This is a genomic window from Halobacillus sp. KGW1, from assembly GCF_001592845.1.
Classification (GTDB): domain Bacteria; phylum Bacillota; class Bacilli; order Bacillales; family Halobacillaceae; genus Halobacillus.
Genome location: NZ_LSOC01000002.1, coordinates 1,099,042 through 1,125,397, shown reverse-complemented (window position 1 = coordinate 1,125,397; position 26,356 = coordinate 1,099,042). Strand labels below are relative to the sequence as shown.

The window sequence follows — 26,356 nt, the reverse complement described above, 5'->3', positions numbered from 1 at the left end:
TTGAGTAAAACGGTCCATTTTGGAGCAGGAAACATAGGACGTGGATTCATCGGAGCTCTATTTGCTAAATCCGGGTACCATGTCACATTCGTTGATATTGCAGATACAGTAATAGATCGATTGAACGAGGAAAAGGGTTATGACGTGAAAATGGCCTCGGAGAGTGGGGAGTCGGAGCGGATCAATAACGTATCCGGCCTTAATAACAGAACCCAGGAGAATGAGGTGGTAGCCGCAATTACGGAAGCTGCCTTTGTAACAACGGCCATCGGTCCGAACATTCTACCAAGAATTGCCCCTCTCATTGCCAAAGGAATTGTCGAGCGGACGAAGGAGTCGGATGAGAAGCTGTATATCATTGCGTGTGAGAACCAGATCGGTGCGACGGATATCTTGAAACGCCACATTCTAGAACAGCTGGACGAGGAGGAGAAGGCAAGTCTTAAAGGACAGGTGTACTTCTTCAATTCCGCCGTGGATCGGATTGTACCGATTCAGGACCAAAGCTCTCTTGATGTCCTAGTTGAACCTTATTATGAGTGGGTGGTAGAAGCTCCAGCATCCATTCCTTCTGTGGAAGGAATGACCATCGTCGACGAACTCGATCCTTTCATTGAGCGGAAGCTTTTCACTGTGAATACCGGACATGCGGTTATCGCCTATCTCGGTTATCTCTCGGATAAAGCAACGATTCATGAAACTCTCCTTGACGAGGCTATCAAACAACAGGTCCATGCTACGTTGAAAGAAACGGGAGCCTATCTCATACATCGATACGGGTTGGAAGCACAGGCACATGAAGCCTATATAGAAAAGAATATTGAACGTTTCCAAAATTCTTATTTGAATGATCAGGTAACCCGTGTAGGAAGAGCACCTATTCGAAAATTAGGACCGGCTGACCGATTGATCCGGCCCGCTGTCCGTGCGGAGGAAGCTGGGTTGTCCTATACCATGCTTGCAGAAGCCATTGCAGCAGCGCTCCAGTTTGACTATCCCGAGGATGCAGAAGCGGTGGAAATGCAGAATATGATTCGTGACAAAGGGGTAGCGGCTGTTTTAGAAGAAGTGAGCGGCTTAGAGGAAGACCATGCCGTTGCTCAGGAAGTCATCCGTATATACAAACAAAAGACAGCGGAATAAAGCTGCAAAGAACCAGTCGTGAGGAAAGCGGCCGGTTCTTTTTTTTTCTTCATAGAAAGTTGAATAGACACTTCTGTTTAATAAAGGTGAAATATGGTTGAACAGGAGGGGGAGCATGAGTAAATTTGTTTGTATTACTTGCGGGGTTCAGTATCCGGAACAGAAAGAAGAGCCCGAATATTGTCCGATTTGTTTGGAGGAGAGGCAGTATGTCCATCCGGATGGACAGCAATGGACGACGCATAAAGACATGGTGGGCGGCGGAGTCTTCCGTAATGAGATAAAGCAGGTGGAAAAAGGACTTTACAGCATTACGACGGCTCCGTCATTCGGTATTGGACAGACGGCTTACCTCGTCTTGGGTAAAGAGTATAATGTCTTGTGGGATTGTATCACCTACTTGGATGAAGCGACGATCGAGCAGATAGACGCGCTTGGCGGGGTGGGTGCGATCGCTTTATCTCACCCTCACTATTATTCCCGCCAATTAGACTGGGCAGAAGCGTTCAAGGCTCCGATTTACATTCATGCCGATGATGCTGACTGGGTGATGGAACCTGGTGATGCCATTCAATTATGGGAGGGCGAAGTGTACTCTTTACAGCCGGGAGTTACGCTTCACCGGCTGGGCGGTCATTTCAAAGGAGGAGCCGTTCTGCACTGGGAGCACGGATTGGAAGGGGACGGGGTCCTTCTTTCCGGCGACATCATTCAAGTCGTCCAAGATACAAACTGGGTCAGCTTCATGTACAGTTATCCTAATTTGATTCCTCTGCCTGCAGAGAAAGTGAGACATATGGTGGATAGAATCGAAGGAAAGAGGTTCACTCGTCTATATAACGCTTTTCATAAGACCGTAAGGAAAGACGCGGATGCAGTCGTACAACGGTCCGCTGATCGCTACATACAAGCGTTGGAAGGCGAACTTTTTTCCACTTAAACAGAGAATTCCGAGTCGTTTGACAATGGTTCGCTTTCCCTTCTGACCTTTGATAGAATAAGCAGGTAGGATGCAAATTTGTTGTAGAAGAAGGGGAGAGAGTCAATGGGAAAGCCTGTCTATTTGAATCATGACGGCGGCGTGGATGATTTGGTGTCGTTGTTTTTACTTTTACAGATGGAAGAAGTGGATCTTCTTGGAGTCGGAGTCATTCCGGCAGATTGTTACCTGGAACCAGCCGTTTATGCAAGCAGAAAAATCATCGGCCGATTTGGAAAAGGGAAAGAGGTCGAGGTTGCTGCTTCCAATTCACGCGGGAAAAATCCTTTTCCGAAGGATTGGCGGATGCACGCTTTTTACGTAGATGCCCTACCGTTATTAAACGAGTATCCGGATAGGCAGTCGGAGCCTGTGGGTGTCCCTGCTCATGAGCATTTGGTCGACAAGGTGACAGAGAGCAAAGAGCCGGTGACGCTCGTATTCATTGGACCGTTGACGGATCTTGCAAGAGCCTTACAGTTGTCTCCTGAAATCGAATCCAATATAGAAAGGTTAGTCTGGATGGGCGGGACGTTTCTAGAGGAAGGTAATGTGGAAGAACCGGAACATGATGGAACGGCGGAATGGAATGCTTACTGGGATCCAGAGGCGGCCGCCCGCGTTTGGGAAAGTTCCATTCCCATTGATTTAGTTGCGCTTGAAAGTACAAATATGGTTCCTCTGACGCCGGAAGTTCGACAGGATTGGGCTTCCAAACGGGAGGATATCGGTATCGACTTTCTGGGTCAATGCTATGCGATGGTTCCCCCGCTTGTCCACTTCCAGACGAATTCAACGTATTTCCTTTGGGACGTACTGACGACAGCGACCGTTGGAAAGCCTGATTTAGTCAAGAAGAAGGTTGTGAAAAGCATTGTCATAGAGTCCGGAGCCAGTCAGGGGAAAACAGAGATTGCGGAGGATGGAAGAGACGTCTCTCTCGTTTATGAAGTGGATCGTGATCAATTCTTCCATTACATAACAGACCTTGCCCGGCAAGGATAAACAAAGGCATGTTCCTATTGGAGCATGCTTTTTTCATTCCCCTCTTGGAAAACTACTTCTTCTAATGATATGATGGTATTTTTGCAAAAGGCACGTACACACCATAGAAGGAGTGGGAAACATCATGAATCAAATCTTATGGGGAATCGGGGGCATGCTGACGGTAGTAGCATTAGCGGTGCTTCTGTCTACAAACAGACGCCTCATTAATTGGAGAACCGTCGGTGTCGGCATCTCCCTGCAGCTATTCTTCGCATTTCTTGTCTTTCAGACCAGTGGGGGCCGTGTGGTCCTTGACGCCATGTCCACTGGTATAAGCACGTTGATCGATTATACAACAGAAGGGATTTCCTTCCTTTACGGCCCGCTTATCGATCATGAGGGCATGGGAACAATGTTTGCTTTCCAAGTCCTTCCGACCGTCATTTTCTTCAGTTCTTTGATTGCTGTTCTTTACCACCTGGGGGTCATGCAAGTTGTCATTAAATGGATCGGCGGCATGCTCTCGAAGCTGCTTGGGACAACGAAAGTCGAAAGCATCAATGCAGCAGGAAATATCTTTGTCGGACAGACGGAAGCACCTTTGCTAATCCGTCCGTTCATCTCTTTTATGTCGAAGTCAGAGCTTTTTGCAGTCATGACCGGCGGGTTCACCTCCATCGCAGGCTCTACGCTTGTTGGATATACGCTGCTCGGAATTCGTGCTGATTATCTTTTGGCAGCCTCTTTCATGGCAGCACCAGCTGCATTGGTTCTCGCCAAAATCATCGTCCCCGAGACGGAGGACAGAGTAGAAACAGCAGAAATAGTGGAGCCGGAGGATGATGATTCAGCGAACGTTTTTGATGCGATTGCGAACGGTGCAACAGCAGGTTTAAAGCTTGTCTTGAATATAGGGGCTATCTTACTTTCCTTTATTGCTATCCTTGCGCTGATGAACGGGATCATCGGATATGTCGGCGGCTTTTTCGGTATTTCCATTACGATTGAGAAGCTTCTTGGCTATCTTTTTGCACCGATGGCATTCGTAATTGGGGTGCCTTGGGAGGAGGCGGTCCGTTCTGCAAGCTTCATCGGGCAGAAACTAGTCGCCAATGAATTTGTCGCATTCACCAGTCTCGGGGAAGTCAAGGAACAGTTGAGTGAGAAAGCAGAGATTGTAACGACGTTTGCGTTGACAGGGTTTGGCAGCCTTTCCGGAATCGGGGTACAGATAGGGGCCTTGGGCGGTCTCGCTCCGGACAGACGCAAAGATGTTGCGAGGCTGGGTCTCCGGGCTGTCGTGGCGGCGACTCTAGCTAACTTTCTATCAGCAAGCATAGCGGGTATGTTTCTATAAGGGGGGATCGTAGCGACTGTCCCCGAAAAAGGCCGTTCGATTCTCATTGCGGATAGAGATTGAACCGGATAAAATCACTCTAAGGAAGGAGGAACGGTGGTAAGCTTCGTCGGGTGTCCCGTCGTATTCTTACCACGTTCATCTCCAGCTTGGTAATAGGAGGAAATGATAAGTAGATGGATGGACATAATCGTTTATATAAAATAAGCTATAAAAGGGTTTGTCCATACGATACATAACAAGGCTGGCCGTCTTTATGGTCAGAAAGGGGTAAGGGAAAGTGGAACAAAATCGAAACAAACAAGATGATCCGCGGTACCGTATTGCCAACCGTGAAGCATGGATTGGTATCGGCATCGTAGTTGTAAACTTCCTCCTGTGGTTCGGCTTCGCTTACGGGCTGGGGGCGGAACCGGTCGAAGATTATCAATATATATGGGGGCTGCCGGCGTGGTTCTTCTACAGCTGTATTGCTGTAACAGGATTTATATTCGTTGTCGTGATCTTTGCTGTGCGCTGCTTCTTTACAGAGGTGCCGCTGGATGAGGAGGGAGACGAATGAATTGGGAAGTCGTACTACCTCTCCTCGTTTTTCTCGCCGTCATATTCTTTATCGGCTTTTATGCATCGGCACGAATGAAGACCGCATCTGACTTCCTTCAAGAATACTTTCTTGGCAGTAGAGAACTGGGCGGTTTTATCCTCGCCATGACGATGACAGCAACTTATGGGAGTGCATCTAGTTTTGTAGGGGGCCCCGGTGTTGCCTATACTATGGGGCTGGGCTGGGTGCTGCTATCGATGTCCCAACTAGCCACCGGATATTTCGTGCTGAGCGTTTTAGGTAAGAAATTTGCCATCATGGCTCGTAAAATCCGGGCTGTTACCCTGATTGATTTTCTTAAGGAAAGGTATCGCAGCAAATGGGTCGTGCTGATTGCCGCATTCAGTATTATCGTTTTCCTATTTTCGGCAATGGCTGCCCAATGGGTTGGGGGAGCGCGTCTTATTGAAACGATGACCGGCCTTTCGTACACAACGGCACTGGCGCTGTTCGCCGTATCGGTGCTCATCTATGTCATTATCGGAGGGTTTCGTGCGGTCGCGATTACCGATACGGTTCAAGGAATTGTCATGTTCGTCGGTACCGTCATCATTTTAATCGGTACGATCGTCGCAGGAGGCGGCGTGGAAGCGATCATCAACGATCTGGCTCAGGAAAATCCTAACTTGATATCACCTTATGGAGCCGATGGATCCCTGACACCGGCGTATGTATCTTCTTTTTGGGTACTTGTCGGGATAGGGGTCATCGGTCTTCCGCAGGTTGCTGTCCGAGCAATGAGCTATAAGAGCTCAAAAGGGATGCACCGGGCGTTGATCATCGGCACCATCGTTGTCGGAGTCATTATGCTTGGCATGCACTTAACAGGAGTCTTTGCCCGCGCCGTTTTGCCTGGTATAGAAATAGGAGATACCGTTATGCCGAGAATAGCAATGGAAGTATTGCCGCCGTGGCTTGCAGGAATTGTGCTTGCCGCTCCAATGGCCGCGATCATGTCCACCGTTGATTCGCTGTTGCTGTTGGTTAGTTCTGCGGTCGTTAAAGACGTCTATATCAACTATATAAAGCCGGATGCTTCCGATTCTACAGTAAAGCGTATAAGTTTCGGAGTAACTGCCATGATCGGAATACTCGTGTTTGCTATGGCCATACAGCCGCCGGAATTATTAATATGGCTCAACTTATTCGCTTTCGGCGGGCTTGAAGCCGCGTTCATCTGGCCGGTCGTGCTCGGTTTGTATTGGAAAAAAGGAAACGCAAGCGGCGCACTTGCTTCTATGTTGACCGGCGTTGGCAGCTATATCATTATCTACAGTTTTTGGGATAACCCTTTTGGGATGCATACCGTCATTCTGCCTGTTCTTACGGCACTTGTCATCTATGTCCTGGTAAGTCTTTTGACAGGTGAACGCCATAGAAGGGTGCAGGAGGAAATTATAGAGAAGCTTTGGAAGGTATAGAAAGAAGCCACGATTATATAATAATCGTGGCTTTTTTCTATACATCAATGATTATTGGTTTCTTTCATGATCTCTGAGACGATTTCATAGGAACGAAGACGTGCTTCATGGTCATAGATCGGAGAGGTGATCATAATTTCGTCCGCTTGTGTTTCGGATTGGAATTTTTCCAGCTTCCGTTTAACGGTTTCTTTGCTCCCGATAATTGAAGCACCAAGCTGTTGATGAAGGGCCATTTTCTCTTGAGACGTCCAAACTTGTTCTATATCATCTACAGGCGGCTGCAGCAGTTTTGTCGTGCCGCGCACGAGATTCAAGAACTGTTGCTGCAGTGAAGTCGCAAGCCTTGTCGCTTCTTCATCGGTATCCGCTGCAATCAAGTGGACGCCGAGCATGGCATAAGGTTGTTCCAGCTCACCAGATGGCTTGAAGCTTCCACGATAAAGATTCAGTGCTCCGTGTGTATTGTTCGGAGAGAAGTGACTTGCAAACGAGAACGGCAGCCCGAGCTGTCCTGCAAGCTGTGCGCTGAACCCGCTTGACCCGAGCAGCCAGATCGGCACGTCTGTTCCTTCTCCTGGGTAGGCATGGACCGGGTTATCCCCGCGGAAGTATCCCCTAAGTTCGTCTACCTGCTGTGGAAATTCATTTGGATCACTCTCCAAATGCCTGCGCATCGCTCTTGCCGTCATTTGATCCGTACCCGGAGCACGGCCAAGTCCAAGGTCGACTCGTCCCGGAAATAGTGTTTCCAGCGTTCCGAACTGCTCGGCTATAATCAGTGGTGCATGGTTTGGAAGCATCACACCCCCGGAACCAACGCGGATCTCAGACGTATGGTGAAGGACGTGACTGACAGCGAGAGCCGTAGCAGAACTTGCGATGGCGGGCATGTTATGATGTTCTGCCATCCAGTATCGGTTGTAACCGAGCTTTTCTGCGTGTTGGGCTAAGCTTATCGTATCTTCAAAAGCCTGTTTCGTAGACCTGCCTTCTTTTACACTGACAAGGTCAAGAACGGATATTTTTGTATCGGAAAAAGATGTATTCGTCATATCGTTTACCTTCTTTCTTTAGGAAAATCCTATAGCATATCTTAACAAGATTATTTCGTGTTTCAAAATGTTTTGTTTCTCTATTATTTACGGGACTAAAATACTGGTATATTATAACTAGATATGGGTGTTTTTTAAGACAGAGAAGATAAGGGGGACGAAGCATAATGAAAAATTTTTTGAACCGGTGGCTTGGCAGGAAACGTTGTGTGATATGTGGACGTAAACCAGTAGATCCATCGCGGTATTACAATGATGAAGGCAGGGCTGTCGTCGTTTGCCGGACGTGCGTTACCTATGCAGAACGGAGAGCATTCAGGAAAAGATGACGGAGTACCTTGCAAAAATATGGTAGACGAAATTTTCAATGTATTGTAGGATGAACACATGCATTACAAAATCAATAAGCACATGCACTAGGGGTGCCTTTAAGAAAAGGCTGAGATCGAAGTGATACTTCGGGACTCTTTGAACCTGAACTGGCTCAAACCAGCGGAGGAAAGTGGCGGTTATATCTAAACAATCACGCTGCACTCACGTGTACGTATGTTCAAGTATGCCACTTTCCTTCTGGAAAGTGGCATTTTTTATTAGGGGGAACAAAGCAATGAAGCTTTTTGCCGTTACAAAAGACGAAATGGATACCGTCACCTTGAAGAGTATAATTCCAGCCATTGATCCGTATGTCGACACTGTCATTTACCGAGATAACTCAAAGTCTCTGGTGGATTATGAAGCTGCATTTAGAGACTTGATGGATGTCTCTGATAAGTGGACGGTTCACAAGCATAGTGGAATTGCAGATCGTACGGATCGAAGCGTCCATTATCCAGAGAGGTGTATGGATGATCTTAAGGTAGGAACAGGGAATGTTAGAGGGGTTTCCGTTCACAGTTTGGAATCAGGCAGAACAGCACAAAGGGCAGGCGCGGACTATGTTCTCTTCGGTCATATATTTCAGTCGGACAGTAAGCGGAACGCGCCACCCAGGGGGATAAGCTCGTTGATGGAGCTTACCGGAGGGTTGGCTATTCCTGTTTTCGCTATCGGAGGGATTCAGCCACAGCATATATCTCTGTTGCGGAAGGCAGGAGCAGCAGGCGTGGCTGTGCAGTCGGGTATTTTCGACGCGGAGGATCCAATTTCGGCAGCAGAAAATTATCGGGAGGCGATTCTTTCATGAAGAACCAATGGGATACGGTAATCGTTGGTGGGGGCATCATCGGTCATTCTATTTCTTATCACCTTAGTAAGGCAGGGGCCGATGTGTGTGTGCTGGATAAAGGTACAGGTGGCAGACGAGCGACAGGGGCTGCTGCAGGGATGCTGGGGGTCCACACGGAAAACCGGACGCCGGGACTGTACCATGAATTTTGTGTCAAGAGCAGAGATATGTATAACGAATTGCAAACAGAATTGTACCAGTGTTCCGGAATCGACATTCAGCTGACTACAAACGGTATGCTCCAAATCGCTTTGGATGAGAGGGAGGCGAAAGAACTGCAGGAGAAGCAGCAATCTTTTCCCTCTCTCTCCTGGCTGGACGATCGAGAGATGAAAATCCGTCATCCGTGGGTTAAGTCCTCCGGGGCTTTATGGATGCGGGAGGACGGCAACGTAAAACCGGAAAAAGTGGCTGAAGCGTTTAAGCGAGGCGCACGGTCATTCGGAAGCACCGTTAAGGATGGGTGCTTCGTCATCCGCATAAGGAAGAGCGGACAAGGATATGAGGTGACGACGAATGAAGGAGAGATCTTCGCAGAGCGTATCGTCGTCGCTGCCGGGGCAGACAGTGGACCATGGTTCAGGGAAACAGGCCTACCAAACCCGATGGTTCCAGTGAAAGGGGAATGCTTCTCTATTAAACCGAGGAACCTGTTGTTTCAGGAAACTTACTTCTCTCCTTCTTTTTATGTCGTACCGAAGAGGGACGGAAGCATCGTTATTGGAGCCACCTCCAGAGAAGGGGATGGCAGCGAATCGACTTCTGCCGGCGGAATTGCCGACTTGATGGATCAGGTGTTTCGCGTTTTCCCGGCGCTTAGAGAGGAGCCGCTTGAGAAGTGGTGGTCCGGAGTAAGGCCTGGTACGTCGGACGGGCGCCCGGTCATCGGAGAGCATCCACAAGAGAAAGGCATCTTCTTTGCAACGGGTCACTACCGGAACGGCATCCTTCTTGCTCCTGCAACAGGAAAACTGATTCAGAGCTTGTTTGAGAAAGGCACGTTTGCAAAGAAGTATGAGGGTTTGTTTTCACCGGCAAGATTTCAGATTGGAGGAGTCTATGAACATACACGTTAACGGGAAAGTGGTGGAATGTAGAGGAGAAGACAGCACCGTAGCTGATCTCCTGGAACAATTAGATATTCGGACACGATTTTCTGTTGTGGAACTTAACCGGAAAATACTAAATAAAGAAGAATACGATAAAGAGCATCTTCAAAGTGGGGACAGCGTGGAGATCGTTCATTTCGTAGGAGGAGGATGAAGGAAAAATGAAGATTAATAACGAGACATTTACATCGAGATTGATGCTAGGAACAGGAAAATATCCGTCATTTGATGTGCAAAAAGAAGCGGTAGAGGCTTCTGGAACGGAAATACTTACTTTCGCTGTGCGGAGAATGAACATCTTTAATGAAGAGGAACCGGACCTCCTTGAGTCCATCGATTTAGAGAAGTATTCCCTGCTACCAAATACGGCCGGAGCGAAGACTGCAGAGGAAGCGGTTCGAATTGCCAGACTAGCGAAAGCATCCGGATTATGCGATATGATCAAGGTCGAGATAATCGGCTGTGATGAAACGCTGCTGCCGGATCCCTTTGAAACGATGAAAGCGTCGGTTCAATTGCTGGAGGAGGGTTTCACTGTGCTTGTTTATACTTCTGATGATGTCGTCCTTGCGAAACGGCTGGAGGAGGCCGGGGTGCATGCCATTATGCCGGGTGCTTCCCCTATCGGATCGGGGAAGGGTATTGTAAATCCATTGAATCTGCGTTTTATCATAGAACAGTCGGACATTCCTGTCATTGTTGATGCGGGAATCGGAAGTCCGAAAGATGCAGCCTGGGCGATGGAACTCGGTGCGGATGGTGTACTTCTTAACACGGCTGTAGCAGGAGCATGCGATCCAGTAAAGATGGCAGCAGCAATGAAGCTTGCCGTAGAAGGGGGTCGGTTTGGGTATGAAGCAGGCCGTGCGGAGGAACGGCAGTATGGTACGGCAAGCAGCCCGGAAGCAGGGATGATCCAGTGATAAATGATCGTTATTCAAGGCAGATGCGTTTTAAAGGAATCGGTGAGAATGGTCAGCATTCCCTGGCGAATAAACATGTGCTGATCATTGGAGCCGGGGCGCTGGGCTGCGCGGCTGCGGACATGCTTGCAAGGGCAGGGGTTGGAAAATTGACGATAGTTGATCGTGATTATGTAGAGTGGAGCAACCTTACAAGGCAGCATCTTTATACAGAGGATGACGTCCGGGCGTTACACGCCAAGGCCAAAGCAGCAGAACAGCGGTTGGCCAAAGTCAATTCTTGTATTACCGTGGAAGGAATTGTCCAGGAGTTTCATAGTGGAAACGCAGAGAAACTTATGGAAGGTGTCGACCTGGTGATGGATGCTACCGACAATTTCCATACCCGTTTTCTTATTAATGATGTCTCTGCCAAACACAGCATCCCGTGGATTTATGGAGGGTGCGTGGAAGCAAGCGGAGGAGCAGCCTTTATCGATCCTGAGGAACCTCCCTGTCTCCAATGTTTGAAAGACTATATCGACACAGATGGAGGATCGTGTGACTTACTGGGCATCATCGGTCCCGCGGTACAAATGACCGCCTCTTATCAAACGGTGTTGGCTCTACAATATCTGACCGGTAAAATACCGAATAGAGAATGGATTTATTTTAATGTGTGGGAAGGGGAGCACGCATCGATTTCTCTGGATGGTCTGTCCGATGAGGAATGTCCATCCTGTTCGGAGTCAGCCTCCTACCCTTACCTGATCCATCGCAAAAAGATGAAAACAGCCGTTCTCTGTGGGCGGGATACGGTTCAAGTCCGACCGATCCAGCCCCAAGACGGTATGTTTGAAAACCTGCGCAGAAGGTTGTCCACCCGCGTTTCCGATTGGAAAGCAAACAGCCATCTGATATCTTTTTCCGTCGATACTTACCGGTTTGTCCTGTTCAAGGATGGGAGAGCCCTTATTCACGGGGTGAAAGATGCAGAGAAGGCACAATTGCTTTATCATAAATATATTGAAACATGAAAAGAGGCACTGGAGGTGTCTCTTTTTTTAACCGAAAAGGAGGAGAAGCCATGGAAACTACTCGTACAATTCTCAGGCCGTATACTCAGGAGGATGAAGATTTTTTATTCCATATGTTAAAAGCACCGGAAATGATGCGTTACATAGGAGACGGGAAAACGAAAGATCGAGATGGTACCCGCAGGTTTCTCCAATGGATAATGCGGGCGTATGCTGAGGATGAGCGTAATGGACTGATGATTATACTTCATAAAGATTCAGGACAACGAATAGGTCACGCCGGTTTGGTTCCACAGATCGTCGAAGGACAACAGGAGATGGAAGTTGGTTACTGGATTTGGAAAGAGTATTGGAGGAAGGGATATGCGACGGAAATTGCCGAAAGCCTCGTTCGACGGGGGAGGGAACGAAGGATAAGTCGCTTGATAGCTCTCATTCATCATGAAAATCTACCATCCATATCCGTAGCAGAAAAGATAGGCATGGTATATGAAAAGGAGGTCGTCGTAAATAATAAAACGGTTTGTCTTTATGCTCTCAAAATAAGGGATTAGATAAAGAGGTGCCTGCGGCATAGTATCTCGAAGGATACGAAGTTACTTGAAAGTGCCTTCTTGTCAGGCAATGGTTATCGTGTAAACTGGTAGGAAAAAGGAGGCAGAGGATTGGAACATCATTTCTTTAGTAACCCGGCCGTTCATATAGATAAAGTCGTACTTCAGGTAAAAGACATAACCCGATCTCTCGAATTTTATACAGCTGTGCTTGGCTTGAAAGTGCAGGAGGAAAATCCGGAGGCCGTGGAACTCTCAGCAGATGGCGTACACAGTATTCTGAGCATCCGTACCAATAACGAAATTGTTTCTAAAGATGAACATGCAGCGGGTCTCTACCATTTTGCCATTCTGCTTCCGGAGAGAAGCGATCTTGGGCGATTGCTCGCCCATTTGATGAAGGAAGGTATCCAACCAGGCGGTGCCGATCACCTGGTAAGTGAAGCCCTCTACTTCGAAGATCCGGACGGTAACGGTATCGAAGTCTATCATGATCGTCCATCCGCGAAATGGAGTTGGAAGGATGGCAGAGTCGGTATGACGACGGAACCATTGGATGCCGGAAGCTTATTGAGTGAACGGCATGGACACTGGAGTGGGATGCCTGAGAAAGCACGGATCGGGCATATTCATCTCCATGTATCGAATTTAGACGACGCTCGGACTTTTTATGTAGAAGGGTTAGGATTTCAAGTCGTTGCAGATTCCATTCCACAGGCTTTATTTCTCTCCGATTGTGGATATCACCATCATATCGGCCTTAATACATGGAAAGGAGAAGGAGCGCCGGCACCGTCTTCCACTTCAACGGGTCTCCATTATTTCGATCTTGTGCTCCCCGGACGCAGCGCGGTAGATGAAACGACAGAACGTCTCCATGCGCTCGGATACCGTTCTACAGGCAAGGATACCCCCATGTTTTTGGACCCTTCTGGAAACCGGGTACGGCTCGTGACGAATTGATAAAATAGGTGGACTTTACAAAAACTATGTTTATGTGGATAATATTAGAAATAGTAAAGGCGATGAAGAGAAGAGTAGGAAGAGCTGATGCTTCACAGAGAACCCCTGCAGCTGGAAATGGGGTAGGCGGATATCTTCTGAACCAAATCTCCGAGCCTCTTATCGGAACCATACAGGGGATGATAAGACGGGAGCTCCCGTTACAGAGCAGGGGTATAAGCAAACGCAGAGTTTGTCGTACTTGAAAAGATCGGTATGGTGACGTATCGGTAAACTGGGGTGGCACCGCGAGGATAAGGATCTCGTCCCCAAGACAAATGTCTTGGAGAGGAGGTTCTTTTTTTATTCTCTAAAAAACCATAGACAAGGAGGAAATTCTATGGAGAGCGGCCGCGTTCCCTTTACAAGAAGGTACCATAAGCTGTATCTGACAACGATTGGACTTTCCAACCTCGGTGATTGGATTTACCTGATCGCTTTAAACTTGATTGTCTTCGAAAAAACCGAATCGGCGATGGCTGTAGCAGCCCTGTATCTTCTGAAACCACTGGCCAGCTTATCGACCAACTTTTGGGCAGGTACTTTGATTGATCGATGGAACCACAAATACATGATTATCTTCCTCGATCTTATAAGAGGAGCATCTATACTGATTCTGGCGTTTCTGACAGAGCTTCCTGCCATATATGTGATTGTCTTCTTCGTTAACATGGCAAGCGCTGTCTTTGAACCAAGCTCGCTTACTTATGCAACACTGCTTATACCAAAGGACGACAGGCAGAAATTTCAAGCTTGGAAAAGTTTCGTCATGTCCGGCGGTTTTCTTATCGGTCCGGGAGCTGCCGGTTTGATCTTACTTTTTTGGCCACCTGAGGCGGCTTTTTATGTGAACGCAGGTACCTTTCTTCTCTCTGGTTTATTGATGTTACTGCTCCCTGATGTCTCTGTAAAAGAAAATGATTCTGCAGAGCATCGTCTTACATTTCGGATGTTCCATGAGGACTGGAGAGAGGTTATCCGCTTCAGCCGTCATGTTCCGGGGGTCTTTTTCATCTATGGTTGGTTTCAATTCATGATGGTGATGGCGGCAGCCGTCGATTCGCTGGAAGCGGTATTTGCGAAAGATGTTCTGCATATATCCGATGCTGCTTACGGGATGCTTGTAAGTGTTGCAGGAGTGGGCATAGCTGTTGGATCTCTGTGTAACGCCGGATATACGCATAAATGGAAGGCGTCTTCTTTGTTAAGCACGGGCCCTCTCTTCGTGTCGGCCGGGTACCTGCTTTATGCATGTTCTACGACTGTTGTAGGTGCAGCTTCCGGTTTCTTTATTCTATCCTTTTCCTTAGCTTTTGCGAACACAGGGTTTTACACGTTTTATCAAAACCATGTTCCTGTTAGAATGATGGGACGTATTGCCAGTGTGTACAGCATGATGGAAGCTGTCCTCATCATAATGATGACCGTTTTTATATCTATTGCTGCGGAGTGGGGATCTGTACGCTTGGCCGTACTGACGGGGACGATCATTATGTTCAGCGGAGCTGTCGTGCTTCGAAGAATATGTATTCGCGGCGCAGGGAGCGATCTGTTGAATGAAGAGATTAAAGAGGAGGAAGGATCTTGTACTATATAGGAATCGATTTATCCGGCCCGAGCAATACAAAGGATACGGTATTGGTTTGTTTTGAGAGGAAAGGAGAGGCATTGGGTTATCACACACATATACAGCCGGCAGGAGATGAAGAAATCCTTGCTTTTATTGAAGAAAAATCGGAACATGCGGAAGTAGTGATTGGGATGGACGCACCGCTCTCGTACGAAGACGGTGGAGGAGAGAGGAAGCAGGACAAAGAATTGAAACGTTTCATAATAAGTTTAGGGATGAAACCGGGATCCATTATGGCTCCTACCATGACCAAAATGGTCTACCTTACATTAAGGGGCATTCGATTGTCCCGAGAAATAACCACAGCAGAGACAGCATACCCTGTCCACCTGGTAGAAGTTCACCCCGGTGCGGTCATTGGATCGAGAATGGGAACCAGTCTTTCCGAAGTACTGGAATATAAAAAGGATTTGCAGATTCGCAGTAAGCTTCTCCGCTGGTTCCAAAGCCAGCAGTTAATCGGTATTCCCGAAAGCTTTGCTCAAGAATCCCACACGGTGGATGCATGTGCAGCAGCGCTCGGAGCATGGCATTGGATCGACCCTGCTTATCACTCTCCATGGCTGTATCCGGCAGAACCGCCTCTTCATCCCTATGATTACTGCATTTAAAAATCGCCTGCCTATCCATCGATAGGCAGGTATTTAGTATATCCGGTCATGTTTCCATTCTTTTCATGATATAATAAGATAAATTCTTATCAAACGTACGCCGTTAATTTACTGAATATTCGGAATTAAGGAGGTTTGCGATGGACAATATTAAAGAGACCGTGATGGAAGTGACTCTGTCGATTCTTCCCATAACCTTGGTTGTAACCATTCTCCAGTTTTCCCTCATCTGGCTTCCTATGGAAGTTTTCTTTCAATTCCTCGCTGGTGTCGTCTTTGTAGGCATTGGTCTTATCCTTTTTCTGCTTGGTGTGCAGATCGGACTGTTGCCTGTTGGTGAGTGGATCGGTTCTGCTTTGTCGAAAACAAAGAAGGTAGGGGTAATCGTAGGCTTTGGCTTCATCCTCGGTTTAGTTGTGACCGTGGCGGAGCCGGATGTCCGCGTTCTCGCTACACAGGTCGATCAAGTATCCGGAGGTGACATTCCGAGGAATATCCTCATAGTAGCCGTAGCTCTTGGTGTGGCCCTGTTTGTTGGCCTCTCTATGCTTCGCATCATTTTCCATGTACCAATTACATACCTGTTAGCCCCGGGGTACGGGCTTGTGTTTCTGCTGGCATTATTCACTCCTCCTTCTTTCATTCCGATTTCGTTTGATTCCGGAGGGGTGACGACGGGACCACTGACTGTACCGTTTATTCTTTCTCTTGGAGTGGGGGTTGCTACGGTCATGAGAGGACGCACCTCGGCAACGGACGGTTTCGGACTGGTTGCCCTTGCCTCCATAGGGCCGATTCTTTCTGTGTTGCTGCTTGGGGTGATTTATGGATGATGATTGCCGACGTTTTTCACGGATTCGGAACCGTATTAGTGGACGTGGCCGTGGCTCTAATTCCGTTATTAGTCCTTTTCGTTTTATTTCAACTCTTTCTCCTCAAGCTATCCTGGAGCAAAATGAAAGACATCGCTGTCGGATTTCTTCTCACCTTCCTTGGGCTTTCCTTCTTTCTGCAAGGGGTCCACATTGGGTTTATGCCTGCAGGTACGATGATGGGAGAAAAGCTTGCCACGATCCACCATCGTTGGATGCTTATCCCGATCGGCTTCGTTATCGGCTTCGTAGCGATTTATGCAGAGCCGGCGGTAAGCGTCCTGACCCATCAAGTAGAAAAGGCGTCGGGCGGATACATACCACAAAAAATTCTCTTATACACCTTGTCGTTCGGGGTGGGTATTTCCATTGCGCTTTCCATGATCCGGATCATTCTCGGCATACCCATCTGGATTTTTGTTGTGCCGGGCTATATTTTAGCGCTGATTATAGTAAAATATTCTTCGAAAACGTTTACATCCATCGCCTTTGACTCCGGGGGTGTAGCCACAGGACCTATGACGGCGACATTTGTCCTTGCTTTATTTGTTGGTATTGCTACCGTGATGGAAGGAAGAGACCCCTTAGTTGATGGATTCGGAATGGTTGCTCTCGTCGCTCTGGCACCCATCCTGTCTGTCTTGGTGTTAGGGATGATTTACAAACGGAAGGAGCAGCATCAGGATGATGAAGGACGGTCAGAAGCTCATTATTACGATAGTTAAAAAGGAAAAGGCGAAAAAAGTTGTTCATGCATCTACTCTCGCGGGGGCGCAGGGCGGTACAACTTTCTTTGGCAAGGGATTTCGGACGGACGAGAAAAAACGCTTCCTTGGTATTCCTGTAGAAAGAGAACGGGAGATTATATTGACACTCGTATCCGATTCCATTTACCCGAAGGTCATGAACGCCATTGAGAGAACGGCCCAATTACAAAAACCGAGAAGCGGAATAGGGATGGTTATTGATGCGAAGAGAATAAGCGGAATCAATCATATGGTCGGTCTAGGCCTTGAGGAGGAAGATGGAGGGAAGGAAGTGGCTCAGCCAATGGTGAAAAAGACGCTTGCTTACGATCTTATCGTAACAATAGTGAACAAGGGAGATGCAGAAAAAGTGGTGGAAGCTTCAAAGGAGGCAGGTGCCGAAGGAGGAACGATCCTTTCCGGACGTGGAACAGGCATTCATGAAAAGGCACGATTGTTTAATATGTTGATTGAGCCGGAAAAGGAAGTCATATTGACATTGATTGAAAAAGAAAAAACAGATGCCGTTCTGAAATCAATCGAATTGGGAGCTAAACTGAATCAGCCGGGGCGGGGGATAGCCTTTGTCATGGATGTGGAGCACACGGCCGGCATCAATCATCTGCCCGTTGGGAAAAGTGATAAATAAAAACACCGCCGTTAAGGCGGTGTTTTATACTGCTTTTGACATTATAAGCCGAACAACACACCCATAAGGGAGTAGATGATGACGGTAGTGAACAATACAGTCATGTGGATGAGGGAATAGATGAACATATATTTTGCCCATTTCTCCGAATCCATCTTCCTGTATCCGTATAGGCTGAGCACCAACCAGCCTATACCAAGCAGCAGAGACACGAGGAGAAGGCCGAGGCTGAGCGTTCCTAAAAGAAAGCTTGTGCCGATCAGTATAACTAAATAGATATTCGTCTGAATATAAGTACGGCGTGCACCTTTCACCACTGGCAGCATGGGTATCTTGGCAGCCGTGTATTCTTCCTGTTTTCTAATGGCTATAGAGTAAAAGTGCGGCATCTGCCAAATAAGTGCGATGACGAAAAGTCCTAAAATTGCCGGGTGTGTAATGTCCGGATAAATGGCCGCCCAACCAATTAAAGGCGGTGTTGCTCCTGACAAACTTCCAACTTCCGTATTGTAAATGGTTCTTCGCTTCGTCCACATAGTGTATGGCACGACATAAAAAAACAACCCGAGGAAACCGAGAAATCCTGCGAGCGGAGTAGCAAGCGATAAAATGATGACTCCTAAAACGGCCATCAGACTGGCAAGCCAGAGCACCTGGCGCGGTTTAATTTGTCCGGTTACAGTCGGCCTTGTCTTCGTTCTTTCCATAATGGCATCAATGTCCCGGTCATACCAGTTGTTGAACGCTCCGGCAGCACCCATCACCATGATCGATCCGATCAAGGCAAAAATTATCTCCGGCAGCTTTTCCAACAATCCGTATTCATACGTGTATAATGCTAATGTAAGCCCGGCGAACATCGGGACAAGGTTAGACTTGATAATGCCTGTTTTTACAGTCTTCGCTAAAATGTCTGTAAGAGGCTGTTTCTCTGTTGTCCGAATATCTTCCCTTTCCATGATTCTCCTCTTTCCTGTTACTAGATTATCGATCCGACCTTGATAATAAATGACACTCTACGGTATGTTAAATCCAGTTTTAATTAATGTCAAGGTTACGTACAGGCGGACCACGTCGCATGCTGGTAAAGTTTAAAACAGGTATTGCGGCTGACAAAGGGTCTTCTACCAGCCTTGCCTGTGCTTGTATGATACATACATTCGGTAATGGTCTCCCACTCAACTATTTTACGGAAAGCATTCCTGACAAGCAACCATAAGAAACGACAAGTTTTTGACATTTATCCATTATGGATTTTTTTGGGAGTGTAAACGTCTTATCTGTCCTGAAAAAGCACAAACAGACAGGAAGGGCGAAGGAATAACTGATATGATTTTTTTAAGAGAGGAGGAAGTTCGGATGTGGATCGATTCCATGCAGCGTGCTGTTGATTATATGGAGAAACATCTATTGGAAGGACTGCGTATAGAGGATATTGCGAAAGAAGCCCACATGTCTGTTTATCATTTCCAGCACCTATTCCGGATCTTGACAGATACGTCTGTCATGGACTACTGCAGAAGGAGAAGAATGACGCTTGCTGCGGGAGAGCTGATGGCAGGCAGAAGGAAAGTCCTTGATCTCGCCTATAAGTACGGATATGACTCTCCGGAATCTTTCTCGAAAGCTTTTCGTAAACAGCATGGCATGTCACCACGGGATGCGCGAAACTATAATGGATCCTTAGTATTCTATAACCGCCTGGTTATTCAAGTTTCCTTGAAAGGAGTAGAGCCGATGAAGTATCAAATCATGGAAAAAGAAGCAATCAGAATCATGGGAAGGAAAGAACGGATCTCCTGCAAAGAAGGAGAGAACTTGAAAATAATTCCACAGATGTGGCGGCAGTTTAATGAGGATGGTGTATTAGATGATCTGGATGATTGGAATGATGGAGTAATGGAAGGGCTTATCGGGGTTTGTTGTACCATTGGGAATGGCGAATCCATCGACTATTGGATCGGGGCTTCCTATCAAGGGAAACAACCTGATGGATCGTATGATATGTTGGAAATACCGGCATCGAAATGGGCGGTTTTTGAAGTGCATGGCTCCATGCCGGGTGCCATACAGAAGGTTTGGAAACAAATTTACTCGGAATGGTTTCCTTCCAGCGGATTTACACAAGGAAATGGACCGGAAATGGAAGTCTATCCGGACGGAGATCCTTCCAGTGACTCGTATTACTCAGAAATCTGGATTCCAGTAAAATAAAGAAAGGATCACCCCTCGGCGGTGATCCTTTCTTTATTTATAGGAAATTTTGGTCCAGACATGGAGGTTTTTCCTTAACGAACACGAATGTAAGGAAGGGGAAAAGAAAAAACAGTCAAGGGGTAATTTCTCGATTATAAACGGCCATTTAGCAGCATGCCGTCCCTTTCTCGTACGATATCATACGATTGTTTCAGACGGTCAGGAACGAGTTCACGTCCGTAATCCCATGCATTCGTTTCTATTTCTGCTTTAAGCTCCGCGACTTCCGCGTCCCCGCCGTATAGAAGGGTGCGCATATCCGGCCGATGCTTTTTAAACGTAATATAATAGCCAAGTTCACGGTAAATCATGATTCGGACGAAGTCTTCCTCTGACTCCTGAATTTTTACTTTGCTCATGTATCCATTGACTTGAAGGTAATTGAAAGCAAGCGTATTGGTGGATACATTGAAGCTCATCGGTGATGGCAGGGTGCTGTTGACTTCGTATTGTAAATCCAACTGGTTTTCTTGATAGATTTCCTCAATGATTGTTTCGATGTTTCGTATGTAAAGCATGTTGATTCCTCACAATCCTTTCTTTTCCTAATTATAGGGGTGTCGAGCTTTGGAATCAATTCATTTCAACAGGAAGATATGCTTGAAGTTTCGAAAAGCACCTCATTACATAGGAATGGAGTGGTTTGAATGGCAGGTCATGCATCAGAAGAGCTATCCAAAGGGGACAAGAAAAGTACTACAGATATAAAAAAAGACGGTGCGATTCTTCCGGAAATCGGAACGGTCTTCATTCCCGTGCAGGATATCAGACAGGGAGCCATGTGGTATTCCAGGCTGTTGGCTGTTCCGTATAAAGAAGAATTTCCTCACAACCATTTGTATATCTTACCTTTATCAGGTGTAAATATTGTATTGGACAGCAAACGATACAATCAGGAATCGATATATATAAATCCGGTCTTTCATTTGAATACAAATGACATCCATGAGGCTTACCTTCAAGTACAGGAAATGGAAGCAGGATGGGTCGGTTCCATTGAACATGGCCATTACTTTAGTTTTCAGGATCCGGACGGTAATATGCTGATGATATGTCAATGTTAAATCATAGAGAGGAGTTATTATATGAAGGAGATATTAGGTTTGACCTACCCGATTATACAAGCAGGAATGGCCGGAGGGGTGACAACACCGGAGCTGGTCGCTGCAGTTTCCAACACCGGAGCGCTTGGAAGTCTGGGGGCAGGTTATATGACCGGGGACGCTTTGAAAACATCTGTTCAGCGGATTAAACAGCTGACAAATCGTCCCTTTGCCGTAAACCTGTTTGTGCCGGAATACCCAACATACAGCAAGGCGGAGATGGAGGAGGCAGAACGATGGCTGGAACCATATCGACGTGAACTGGGGGTGGAGGTGAGTCCGATTCCAGAAGCAGACATGGACCATTTCGACAGGCAGGTATGTATCCTAATCGAAGAAAACGTACCAATTGTAAGTTTCACGTTCGGTATCCCTCATCGTAAAACAATGGAAAGACTGAAACAGGAGGGAATTCAATTAATTGGAACTGCCACGAATGTGGAGGAAGCAGTCTTGAATGAGAGAAGCGGAATGGATATGGTCGTTGCTCAAGGGAGTGAAGCAGGAGGCCATAGAGGAACCTTTCTTGGATCAGAAAGAGGAGGCATGATCGGTACGATTTCTCTCGTACCGCAAATCTTCGATCAAGTAACAATCCCTGTCATTGCTGCAGGAGGAATTATGGACAGTAGGGGAGTCCGTGCTGCAATGGCCCTGGGAGCATCTGGAGTACAAATGGGGACTGCTTTTGTAACGTGCAAAGAGAGTGGAGCACATCCACGCCACAAGGAAGCCATTTTGGGAGCAAGAGAGACGGAAACGGCAGTTACGGCAAGTTTCAGTGGAAAGCCGGCAAGGGGGATAGAGAACGCGTTTATACGCCGTATGGAAGGGAAGCCACACCTCCCGTATCCGCTTCAGAACTCCCTGACGAAACCGATTCGATCGGCAGCCGCTCAAAATGGGGATACGAGGTACATGTCTTTGTGGTCCGGACAAAGCCCTCGATTAAGTGATAATCGTTCTGCTGCTGAGGTTATCAAGTCCGCCATGGAATGATTATGATTTACTGCAAAAAGCGAGAAGGCACTCACAATTGGGGTAATTAAAAAACTCGGCTGCATCGCAGCCGAGTTTTTTTGGTTATTTCTCTGTATTCTGATTTTGTTTTTCATCTAAGAAACGCAGCAAGTCTCCATAAACAACTTTATCAGAGTAATTCAACTCCGTTTGAGCGTCTTTTTTCAACGGTGTACATGCTTCCCCGTCGATTTCTTCCCCTGTCGATTTGTCGTAACAGTGGTCTCCTTCGGCAGCATAGACATAGTCGTCTGTAACGACACTTCCATCACGGAAGATTGTCTTACTTTCCCGATCTTCTTTGAACAAATCGGTACCGAATTGAACATCATTTTCTTCCTCTATGCCGAGAAGGCTGAGAATCGTAGGTTTTAAATCGATTTCTCCTCCAACCGTATCCATTTCTTTTCCTTCCATTCCAGGAATATGGATGATCAAAGGAACTTTCTGAAGCTGTGTATGTTCAAACGGAGTAATTTCCTTATCAAGGATTTCACTCATAGCACGGTTATGGTTTTCGGATATTCCGTAGTGGTCGCCGTAAAGGATAAAGATACTGTCTTCGTATTCTCCCTGCTCCTTCATCAATTCGAAGAACCGTTTGATAGATTCGTCTTCGTATCGAACCGTTTGGAAGTAGCGGTCAACAGAACCGTCTCCGGTATCGGCCGGATCAATCATCTTCATGTCTTCGCTGTTCATAATGTATGGATAGTGGTTCGTCATCGTTATGAATTTTGCGTAATACGGTTTATCCAGCTCTTTGAGTAAAGGCATGGATTGTTCAAAGAATGGAATATCCTTCAAACCATAGTTGACGGAGTTCTCATCTGTTACATCATAATATTTCTTCGAGTAGAATTCGTCGTATCCGAGGTTTTGATACATGACATCACGGTTCCAGAAACTTGCGTGGTTTCCGTGGAAACTCACAGGTGTATACCCGTGCTCTTTTACAATTTCCGGAGTAGCATTGTATTCGTTGTTTGCATTCGTTGTATAGACAGCGCCTCGCGGCAGTCCATACAGGGAATTATCAATGATGAATTCTGCATCTGAGGTTTTCCCTTGTCCGGTATTGTGATAAAAATTGCTGAAATAGAAGCTGTCATCTTTGAGATCATTAAGGAAAGGAGTAATTTCCTGTCCATTTAATTCTCTGTCGATAACAAAGTTCTGCGTGGACTCAAGCGAAACGAGTACAATGTTCTTTCCTTCCGCTTTTCCGAAGAACTCTCCGTGCGCTCCCATTTTCCCTTGCTGGGAATTGACGTAGTTCAAGACGTCAACAAGTTCATTGCTGTCTGCAAGAACTCGGTGGGACGATGTTTTAGCTGTCATCACAGAATCATAGATGTGATAATTGTAGATTCCTAGCAGTTTGACGAGTTTGGCGCGATCAAACGTACGTACGAGCAGTTCTGGCCTTTGAACCTCAGCCATAGACAGGTTTACTGCCGCAAAGCCTATGGATGAAGCAAAAAGCATAGCGACGGTTCTTTTCTTAAAGTGCATCGTAGGATTAGTCTTTTTCGCTACCAACCATGCGATTAGAAGAACGAAATCAACCCAGTACAGTACATCAGAAACGTGCATCAATGATTGAGCACTGCCTCCTAGATCCCCGAAGTTCTTGTACTGCATCAACACAGGAAGGGTGATGTAATCGTTAAAGAAACGATAATACACGACGTTTGCATAAAGAATGAATGACATTAAGAAGTAAATGGTCATAAATGCTTTATTTCTTCTCTTTGGTGAGAAGAAGAATGCAAAACTGAAAAAGAATAAGATAGAACTGATTGGTGTAAGGATCAGAATGAATTGTTGTGCGCCGTTTTCAATATCTAACGTAAATGCTGTTTGTAGGGCGTAATAGGTTTTTGCCCACAGTAATATTACTGCGGTCCAGAAGAAAACCCAGCCTTTGTTTAATGGATTGGTAGTTTTCATGTAAATCATGAACCTCCTGGTAATGGTGTTTAACAATAATAATCAAATCTATCAGATTTCCATCATAAAGTAAATAGTTGTACTTTACAAACATAGGCGGGGAGGTATGGTGCGGTTTTTCACAAAAAAAAGGGGAGGTCCTCGGGACCATCCCTGCAGTGTACTGTAAATGGTGAAGCCATTTAAACCCTTATAGAATTCACACCATTTTTAAGTGGGAATCTAAATTCTGAAAGGCTTTCCTATATCAATTTAGAAGTTCTTTGTATATTTTGGATCTGCGGACTTAGTAGCGGCACCTTTATTTTCATAGATTTCCTCATACGTCTTTTCGTTATCCACACCTGTTTTGTTCTTCTTTGATTTATCAAAATATAAAGCAATTCCAATCAGGCATACCAACGGAATCAGCAAAAGCATCCATATCATGTGGCGATTCCTCCCTTGATTGATTTAGGTTTCACTTATTCTATTCCCTAAGTTAAAGGAAATTACTTCTTTGTATATTAAATTCATTCTTTAGTACTATCAGTCTTGTCATGGTAGTAAATGGGGGGTTAAACGAAAACATTAATAGTGATACATTTTTTCTTCTGCAAAAAAGATGCCGGCAAGGAAAAGGAAGGATCATCTTGTCTTGTATGCAGACAAGGAGAAGGTTAAACATTGTTTAGGAAACCGATTTCCTTATATGTTAATAAAATATAAGTAAAATTCTGAAATTTATATTGAAAACGGATACATTACTAGATATAATCAAAATATCACGAGTGATCAATCGATTTTTTTTGGCCATTAACGAAACCGGTTTCGTTAATGGCATTTCAGAGGAGGAATGAAGTTGAAAAAGAGTTGGATGATTGCAATGTTATTATTGTTGACTACTTTTCTTTATGCGTGCAGTGGAGGAGATGATTCTGCTTCGGGAGAAGGTAAAGTAACCCTTGATTTCTGGGTTTTTGGTGCAACCAATTATGAAGATCTTGCAAAAGAATATGAAAAAGAGAACCCTGACGTGAAAATCAACATAAAAAACTCTGAGTTAGAAGACCATCATAATAGCTTATTTACAGCTATATCCGCTGGAACCGGCGCACCGGATCTGACAATGATTGAAATCGATCAGCTGGACCGTTATAGGGAAGCGCAGGATCGATTCGTCAATTTTTATGATTTAGGCGCAGAAGATCTGAAAGGCAAATACTTAGATTGGAAATGGAAGATGGCAGAGAACGGCGACGGAGATTTTTTGTTTGGACTGCCTACGGATATCGGCCCGAAAGCCATGTATTATCATACCGGGATTTTTGAAGAAGCAGGTCTGCCTACGGATCCGGATGAAGTGACTGCCATGATCGATTCTCCCGAAAAATTCAAAGAAGCAGCAGAGACCGTATGGAAAGAGACCAATAAACCGATGGTCGATAGTATGGAAATGGCATTCCGTGCCAACATGGACGCTCTCGAGGTCAGCTACTTCAACAGGGATGGCGAACTTCTTATTGAAGAATCCGATAACGGTGTCAAAGCGGCTTATGATTATGCAGTGGAGTTAAATGATATGGGGGTTGTCTCTAATTTTGATATGTGGACACCTGAGTGGGCGAACGCCTTAAATGAGGGGAGTTTTGCAGCAGAATTGGCTCCTGCATGGTTGAAAGGATACATGACAGAAAATGCACCCGATGCGGAAGGGGATTGGCGCGTGACGACTATGCCTACACAGTTTGCAGGTAACTGGGGCGGATCCTACGTAGCGATGCCGGCTGAAACAGATTATAAGGAGGAAGCTTACGACTTCGCTCAATGGTTGTTATCACCAGAAAATCAAATGAAATCCTTTACGGAGAGCGGTTTATTCCCATCCACACCGGATACGTATGAAATGGAAGCGTTCACCAATAATGAGGACGAATATTTTGGAGGGCAAAATACAGCCGCTTACTTCGCTGAAGCAGCACAGGAAATTCCAGAAGTTTACAAAGGCCCTAAATATGTGACCGTAAACAACGAAGTGCTTACAGCCCTGAAGAATGTCCAGGAAGGTGCTGATCCGGAGAAAGAATGGGATGCAGCCGTGAAACGGATTAATGATCTTTTGAAACGATGAAGGAGGCCGGGCTGGACAGCACTTGTTCAGC

27 protein-coding genes, 1 riboswitch and 1 other annotated feature are annotated in these 26,356 nt (G+C 46.2%); of the genes, 22 read left to right on the top strand and 5 right to left on the bottom strand.

Translation table 11 applies throughout. The annotated features are described in order from the left end of the window. The 6 genes from AXG56_RS06480 to panF all read left to right on the top strand — a co-directional run bounded on the left by AXG56_RS06480 (position 1) and on the right by panF (position 6,491). Positions 1 to 1,143, top strand: coding sequence for a mannitol-1-phosphate 5-dehydrogenase (locus AXG56_RS06480; protein WP_062513687.1), 1,143 nt, complete (start codon positions 1 to 3; stop codon positions 1,141 to 1,143). A gap of 115 nt (positions 1,144 to 1,258) precedes the next feature. Then, complete coding sequence (locus tag AXG56_RS06475; protein ID WP_062513684.1) at positions 1,259 to 2,083, top strand: hypothetical protein; 825 nt, start codon at positions 1,259 to 1,261, stop codon at positions 2,081 to 2,083. A 105-nt stretch (positions 2,084 to 2,188) separates the two neighbouring features. Next, positions 2,189 to 3,127 carry a nucleoside hydrolase gene (locus tag AXG56_RS06470; RefSeq protein WP_008639322.1) on the top strand — a complete coding sequence of 313 codons (939 nt, stop codon included), beginning with the start codon at positions 2,189 to 2,191 and terminating at the stop codon, positions 3,125 to 3,127. 124 nt (positions 3,128 to 3,251) lie between these two features. Next, a complete protein-coding gene (locus AXG56_RS06465; RefSeq protein WP_062513681.1) occupies positions 3,252 to 4,466 on the top strand; it encodes a NupC/NupG family nucleoside CNT transporter in 1,215 nt (404 codons plus the stop codon). Positions 4,467 to 4,746: 280 nt separating this feature from the next. Next, complete coding sequence (locus AXG56_RS06460) at positions 4,747 to 5,028, top strand: YhdT family protein (protein WP_062513678.1); 282 nt, start codon at positions 4,747 to 4,749, stop codon at positions 5,026 to 5,028. Further along, positions 5,025 to 6,491 (top strand): sodium/pantothenate symporter, encoded by a 1,467-nt coding sequence (gene panF / locus AXG56_RS06455; RefSeq protein WP_008639328.1) that lies wholly within the window; start codon positions 5,025 to 5,027, stop codon positions 6,489 to 6,491. The genes AXG56_RS06460 and panF overlap by 4 nt, the downstream gene beginning before the upstream one ends. 44 nt (positions 6,492 to 6,535) lie before the next feature. Here the strand turns inward: panF and AXG56_RS06450 are convergent, their stop codons facing one another. Next, positions 6,536 to 7,546 carry an LLM class flavin-dependent oxidoreductase gene (locus AXG56_RS06450; RefSeq protein WP_008639330.1) on the bottom strand — a complete coding sequence of 337 codons (1,011 nt, stop codon included), beginning with the start codon at positions 7,544 to 7,546 and terminating at the stop codon, positions 6,536 to 6,538. Between the two features lie 408 nt (positions 7,547 to 7,954). After that, a riboswitch (TPP riboswitch) is annotated at positions 7,955 to 8,064 on the top strand. An 89-nt stretch (positions 8,065 to 8,153) separates the two neighbouring features. Between AXG56_RS06450 and AXG56_RS06445 the strand changes: the two genes are divergently transcribed. The 12 genes from AXG56_RS06445 to AXG56_RS06385 all read left to right on the top strand — a co-directional run bounded on the left by AXG56_RS06445 (position 8,154) and on the right by AXG56_RS06385 (position 17,883). After that, entirely contained in the window at positions 8,154 to 8,729 is a 576-nt protein-coding gene (locus AXG56_RS06445) for a thiamine phosphate synthase (protein WP_062513675.1), read from the top strand. After that, complete coding sequence (thiO, locus tag AXG56_RS06440; protein ID WP_062513672.1) at positions 8,726 to 9,847, top strand: glycine oxidase ThiO; 1,122 nt, start codon at positions 8,726 to 8,728, stop codon at positions 9,845 to 9,847. Before AXG56_RS06445 ends, thiO begins: the two co-directional genes overlap by 4 nt. Then, the gene (gene thiS, locus AXG56_RS06435; RefSeq protein ID WP_062513669.1) at positions 9,831 to 10,034 is read left to right on the top strand and encodes a sulfur carrier protein ThiS; all 204 of its coding nucleotides are present in this window, start codon (positions 9,831 to 9,833) and stop codon (positions 10,032 to 10,034) included. Before thiO ends, thiS begins: the two co-directional genes overlap by 17 nt. 7 nt (positions 10,035 to 10,041) lie before the next feature. Further along, entirely contained in the window at positions 10,042 to 10,803 is a 762-nt protein-coding gene (locus tag AXG56_RS06430; protein WP_062513666.1) for a thiazole synthase, read from the top strand. Next, positions 10,803 to 11,819 carry a ThiF family adenylyltransferase gene (locus AXG56_RS06425; RefSeq protein ID WP_062514124.1) on the top strand — a complete coding sequence of 339 codons (1,017 nt, stop codon included), beginning with the start codon at positions 10,803 to 10,805 and terminating at the stop codon, positions 11,817 to 11,819. The genes AXG56_RS06430 and AXG56_RS06425 overlap by 1 nt, the downstream gene beginning before the upstream one ends. A 50-nt stretch (positions 11,820 to 11,869) precedes the next feature. After that, entirely contained in the window at positions 11,870 to 12,373 is a 504-nt protein-coding gene (locus tag AXG56_RS06420) for a GNAT family N-acetyltransferase (RefSeq protein ID WP_062513663.1), read from the top strand. 111 nt (positions 12,374 to 12,484) lie between these two features. Continuing rightward, positions 12,485 to 13,336, top strand: a complete 852-nt coding sequence (locus tag AXG56_RS06415) for a VOC family protein (RefSeq protein ID WP_062513660.1) — start codon at positions 12,485 to 12,487, stop codon at positions 13,334 to 13,336. Between the two features lie 53 nt (positions 13,337 to 13,389). Further along, positions 13,390 to 13,649: a binding site (T-box leader), on the top strand. A 66-nt stretch (positions 13,650 to 13,715) separates the two neighbouring features. Continuing rightward, on the top strand, positions 13,716 to 14,972 hold the full coding sequence (locus AXG56_RS06405; protein WP_062513657.1) for an MFS transporter: 1,257 nt from the start codon (positions 13,716 to 13,718) through the stop codon (positions 14,970 to 14,972). After that, on the top strand, positions 14,960 to 15,616 hold the full coding sequence (locus tag AXG56_RS06400) for a DUF429 domain-containing protein (protein WP_008639358.1): 657 nt from the start codon (positions 14,960 to 14,962) through the stop codon (positions 15,614 to 15,616). The genes AXG56_RS06405 and AXG56_RS06400 overlap by 13 nt, the downstream gene beginning before the upstream one ends. A 140-nt stretch (positions 15,617 to 15,756) precedes the next feature. Beyond that, positions 15,757 to 16,449, top strand: coding sequence for a DUF1538 domain-containing protein (locus AXG56_RS06395; RefSeq protein WP_008639360.1), 693 nt, complete (start codon positions 15,757 to 15,759; stop codon positions 16,447 to 16,449). Then, complete coding sequence (locus AXG56_RS06390) at positions 16,446 to 17,213, top strand: DUF1538 domain-containing protein (RefSeq protein ID WP_008639362.1); 768 nt, start codon at positions 16,446 to 16,448, stop codon at positions 17,211 to 17,213. Before AXG56_RS06395 ends, AXG56_RS06390 begins: the two co-directional genes overlap by 4 nt. Continuing rightward, positions 17,173 to 17,883 carry a P-II family nitrogen regulator gene (locus AXG56_RS06385; protein ID WP_035387983.1) on the top strand — a complete coding sequence of 237 codons (711 nt, stop codon included), beginning with the start codon at positions 17,173 to 17,175 and terminating at the stop codon, positions 17,881 to 17,883. Before AXG56_RS06390 ends, AXG56_RS06385 begins: the two co-directional genes overlap by 41 nt. Positions 17,884 to 17,924: 41 nt before the next feature. Here the strand turns inward: AXG56_RS06385 and cyoE are convergent, their stop codons facing one another. Further along, positions 17,925 to 18,842: a heme o synthase gene (gene cyoE, locus AXG56_RS06380; RefSeq protein ID WP_008639369.1), complete on the bottom strand. Its 918-nt coding sequence runs from the start codon at positions 18,840 to 18,842 to the stop codon at positions 17,925 to 17,927. Between the two features lie 400 nt (positions 18,843 to 19,242). On the opposite strand from cyoE, the gene AXG56_RS06375 reads away from it, so the two are divergent. Next, the gene (locus AXG56_RS06375; RefSeq protein ID WP_062513654.1) at positions 19,243 to 20,097 is read left to right on the top strand and encodes an AraC family transcriptional regulator; all 855 of its coding nucleotides are present in this window, start codon (positions 19,243 to 19,245) and stop codon (positions 20,095 to 20,097) included. 134 nt (positions 20,098 to 20,231) lie between these two features. On the opposite strand, the gene AXG56_RS06370 is transcribed toward AXG56_RS06375, so the two are convergent. Next, positions 20,232 to 20,657 carry a hypothetical protein gene (locus AXG56_RS06370; RefSeq protein WP_026577265.1) on the bottom strand — a complete coding sequence of 142 codons (426 nt, stop codon included), beginning with the start codon at positions 20,655 to 20,657 and terminating at the stop codon, positions 20,232 to 20,234. Positions 20,658 to 20,786: 129 nt separating this feature from the next. On the opposite strand from AXG56_RS06370, the gene AXG56_RS06365 reads away from it, so the two are divergent. Continuing rightward, positions 20,787 to 21,203, top strand: coding sequence for a VOC family protein (locus tag AXG56_RS06365; RefSeq protein WP_062513651.1), 417 nt, complete (start codon positions 20,787 to 20,789; stop codon positions 21,201 to 21,203). Between the two features lie 21 nt (positions 21,204 to 21,224). Beyond that, positions 21,225 to 22,241 (top strand): nitronate monooxygenase family protein, encoded by a 1,017-nt coding sequence (locus AXG56_RS06360; RefSeq protein WP_062513648.1) that lies wholly within the window; start codon positions 21,225 to 21,227, stop codon positions 22,239 to 22,241. Between the two features lie 84 nt (positions 22,242 to 22,325). Here the strand turns inward: AXG56_RS06360 and AXG56_RS06355 are convergent, their stop codons facing one another. Together AXG56_RS06355 and AXG56_RS19405 are read right to left on the bottom strand one after the other, a co-directional pair. Continuing rightward, positions 22,326 to 24,224, bottom strand: coding sequence for an LTA synthase family protein (locus AXG56_RS06355; protein ID WP_062513645.1), 1,899 nt, complete (start codon positions 24,222 to 24,224; stop codon positions 22,326 to 22,328). A 243-nt stretch (positions 24,225 to 24,467) separates the two neighbouring features. Continuing rightward, positions 24,468 to 24,644: a hypothetical protein gene (locus AXG56_RS19405; protein ID WP_008639380.1), complete on the bottom strand. Its 177-nt coding sequence runs from the start codon at positions 24,642 to 24,644 to the stop codon at positions 24,468 to 24,470. Between the two features lie 406 nt (positions 24,645 to 25,050). Between AXG56_RS19405 and AXG56_RS06350 the strand changes: the two genes are divergently transcribed. Then, entirely contained in the window at positions 25,051 to 26,325 is a 1,275-nt protein-coding gene (locus AXG56_RS06350; RefSeq protein WP_062513643.1) for an ABC transporter substrate-binding protein, read from the top strand. The last annotated feature ends 31 nt before the right edge of the window (positions 26,326 to 26,356 follow it).

Coding starts and splice junctions, on each gene's coding strand:
- AXG56_RS06370 (WP_026577265.1), bottom strand. CDS start 20,657: ATGCTTTACATACGAAACATCGAAACAATCATTGAGGAAATCTATCAA.
- AXG56_RS19405 (WP_008639380.1), bottom strand. CDS start 24,644: ATGATATGGATGCTTTTGCTGATTCCGTTGGTATGCCTGATTGGAATT.
- AXG56_RS06350 (WP_062513643.1), top strand. CDS start 25,051: ATGAAGTTGAAAAAGAGTTGGATGATTGCAATGTTATTATTGTTGACT.
- cyoE (WP_008639369.1), bottom strand. CDS start 18,842: ATGGAAAGGGAAGATATTCGGACAACAGAGAAACAGCCTCTTACAGAC.
- thiO (WP_062513672.1), top strand. CDS start 8,726: ATGAAGAACCAATGGGATACGGTAATCGTTGGTGGGGGCATCATCGGT.
- AXG56_RS06445 (WP_062513675.1), top strand. CDS start 8,154: ATGAAGCTTTTTGCCGTTACAAAAGACGAAATGGATACCGTCACCTTG.
- AXG56_RS06360 (WP_062513648.1), top strand. CDS start 21,225: ATGAAGGAGATATTAGGTTTGACCTACCCGATTATACAAGCAGGAATG.
- AXG56_RS06390 (WP_008639362.1), top strand. CDS start 16,446: ATGATGATTGCCGACGTTTTTCACGGATTCGGAACCGTATTAGTGGAC.
- AXG56_RS06385 (WP_035387983.1), top strand. CDS start 17,173: ATGATGAAGGACGGTCAGAAGCTCATTATTACGATAGTTAAAAAGGAA.
- AXG56_RS06470 (WP_008639322.1), top strand. CDS start 2,189: ATGGGAAAGCCTGTCTATTTGAATCATGACGGCGGCGTGGATGATTTG.
- AXG56_RS06395 (WP_008639360.1), top strand. CDS start 15,757: ATGGACAATATTAAAGAGACCGTGATGGAAGTGACTCTGTCGATTCTT.
- AXG56_RS06420 (WP_062513663.1), top strand. CDS start 11,870: ATGGAAACTACTCGTACAATTCTCAGGCCGTATACTCAGGAGGATGAA.
- panF (WP_008639328.1), top strand. CDS start 5,025: ATGAATTGGGAAGTCGTACTACCTCTCCTCGTTTTTCTCGCCGTCATA.
- AXG56_RS06465 (WP_062513681.1), top strand. CDS start 3,252: ATGAATCAAATCTTATGGGGAATCGGGGGCATGCTGACGGTAGTAGCA.
- AXG56_RS06405 (WP_062513657.1), top strand. CDS start 13,716: ATGGAGAGCGGCCGCGTTCCCTTTACAAGAAGGTACCATAAGCTGTAT.
- AXG56_RS06430 (WP_062513666.1), top strand. CDS start 10,042: ATGAAGATTAATAACGAGACATTTACATCGAGATTGATGCTAGGAACA.
- thiS (WP_062513669.1), top strand. CDS start 9,831: ATGAACATACACGTTAACGGGAAAGTGGTGGAATGTAGAGGAGAAGAC.
- AXG56_RS06365 (WP_062513651.1), top strand. CDS start 20,787: ATGGCAGGTCATGCATCAGAAGAGCTATCCAAAGGGGACAAGAAAAGT.
- AXG56_RS06475 (WP_062513684.1), top strand. CDS start 1,259: ATGAGTAAATTTGTTTGTATTACTTGCGGGGTTCAGTATCCGGAACAG.
- AXG56_RS06355 (WP_062513645.1), bottom strand. CDS start 24,224: ATGATTTACATGAAAACTACCAATCCATTAAACAAAGGCTGGGTTTTC.
- AXG56_RS06375 (WP_062513654.1), top strand. CDS start 19,243: ATGTGGATCGATTCCATGCAGCGTGCTGTTGATTATATGGAGAAACAT.
- AXG56_RS06450 (WP_008639330.1), bottom strand. CDS start 7,546: ATGACGAATACATCTTTTTCCGATACAAAAATATCCGTTCTTGACCTT.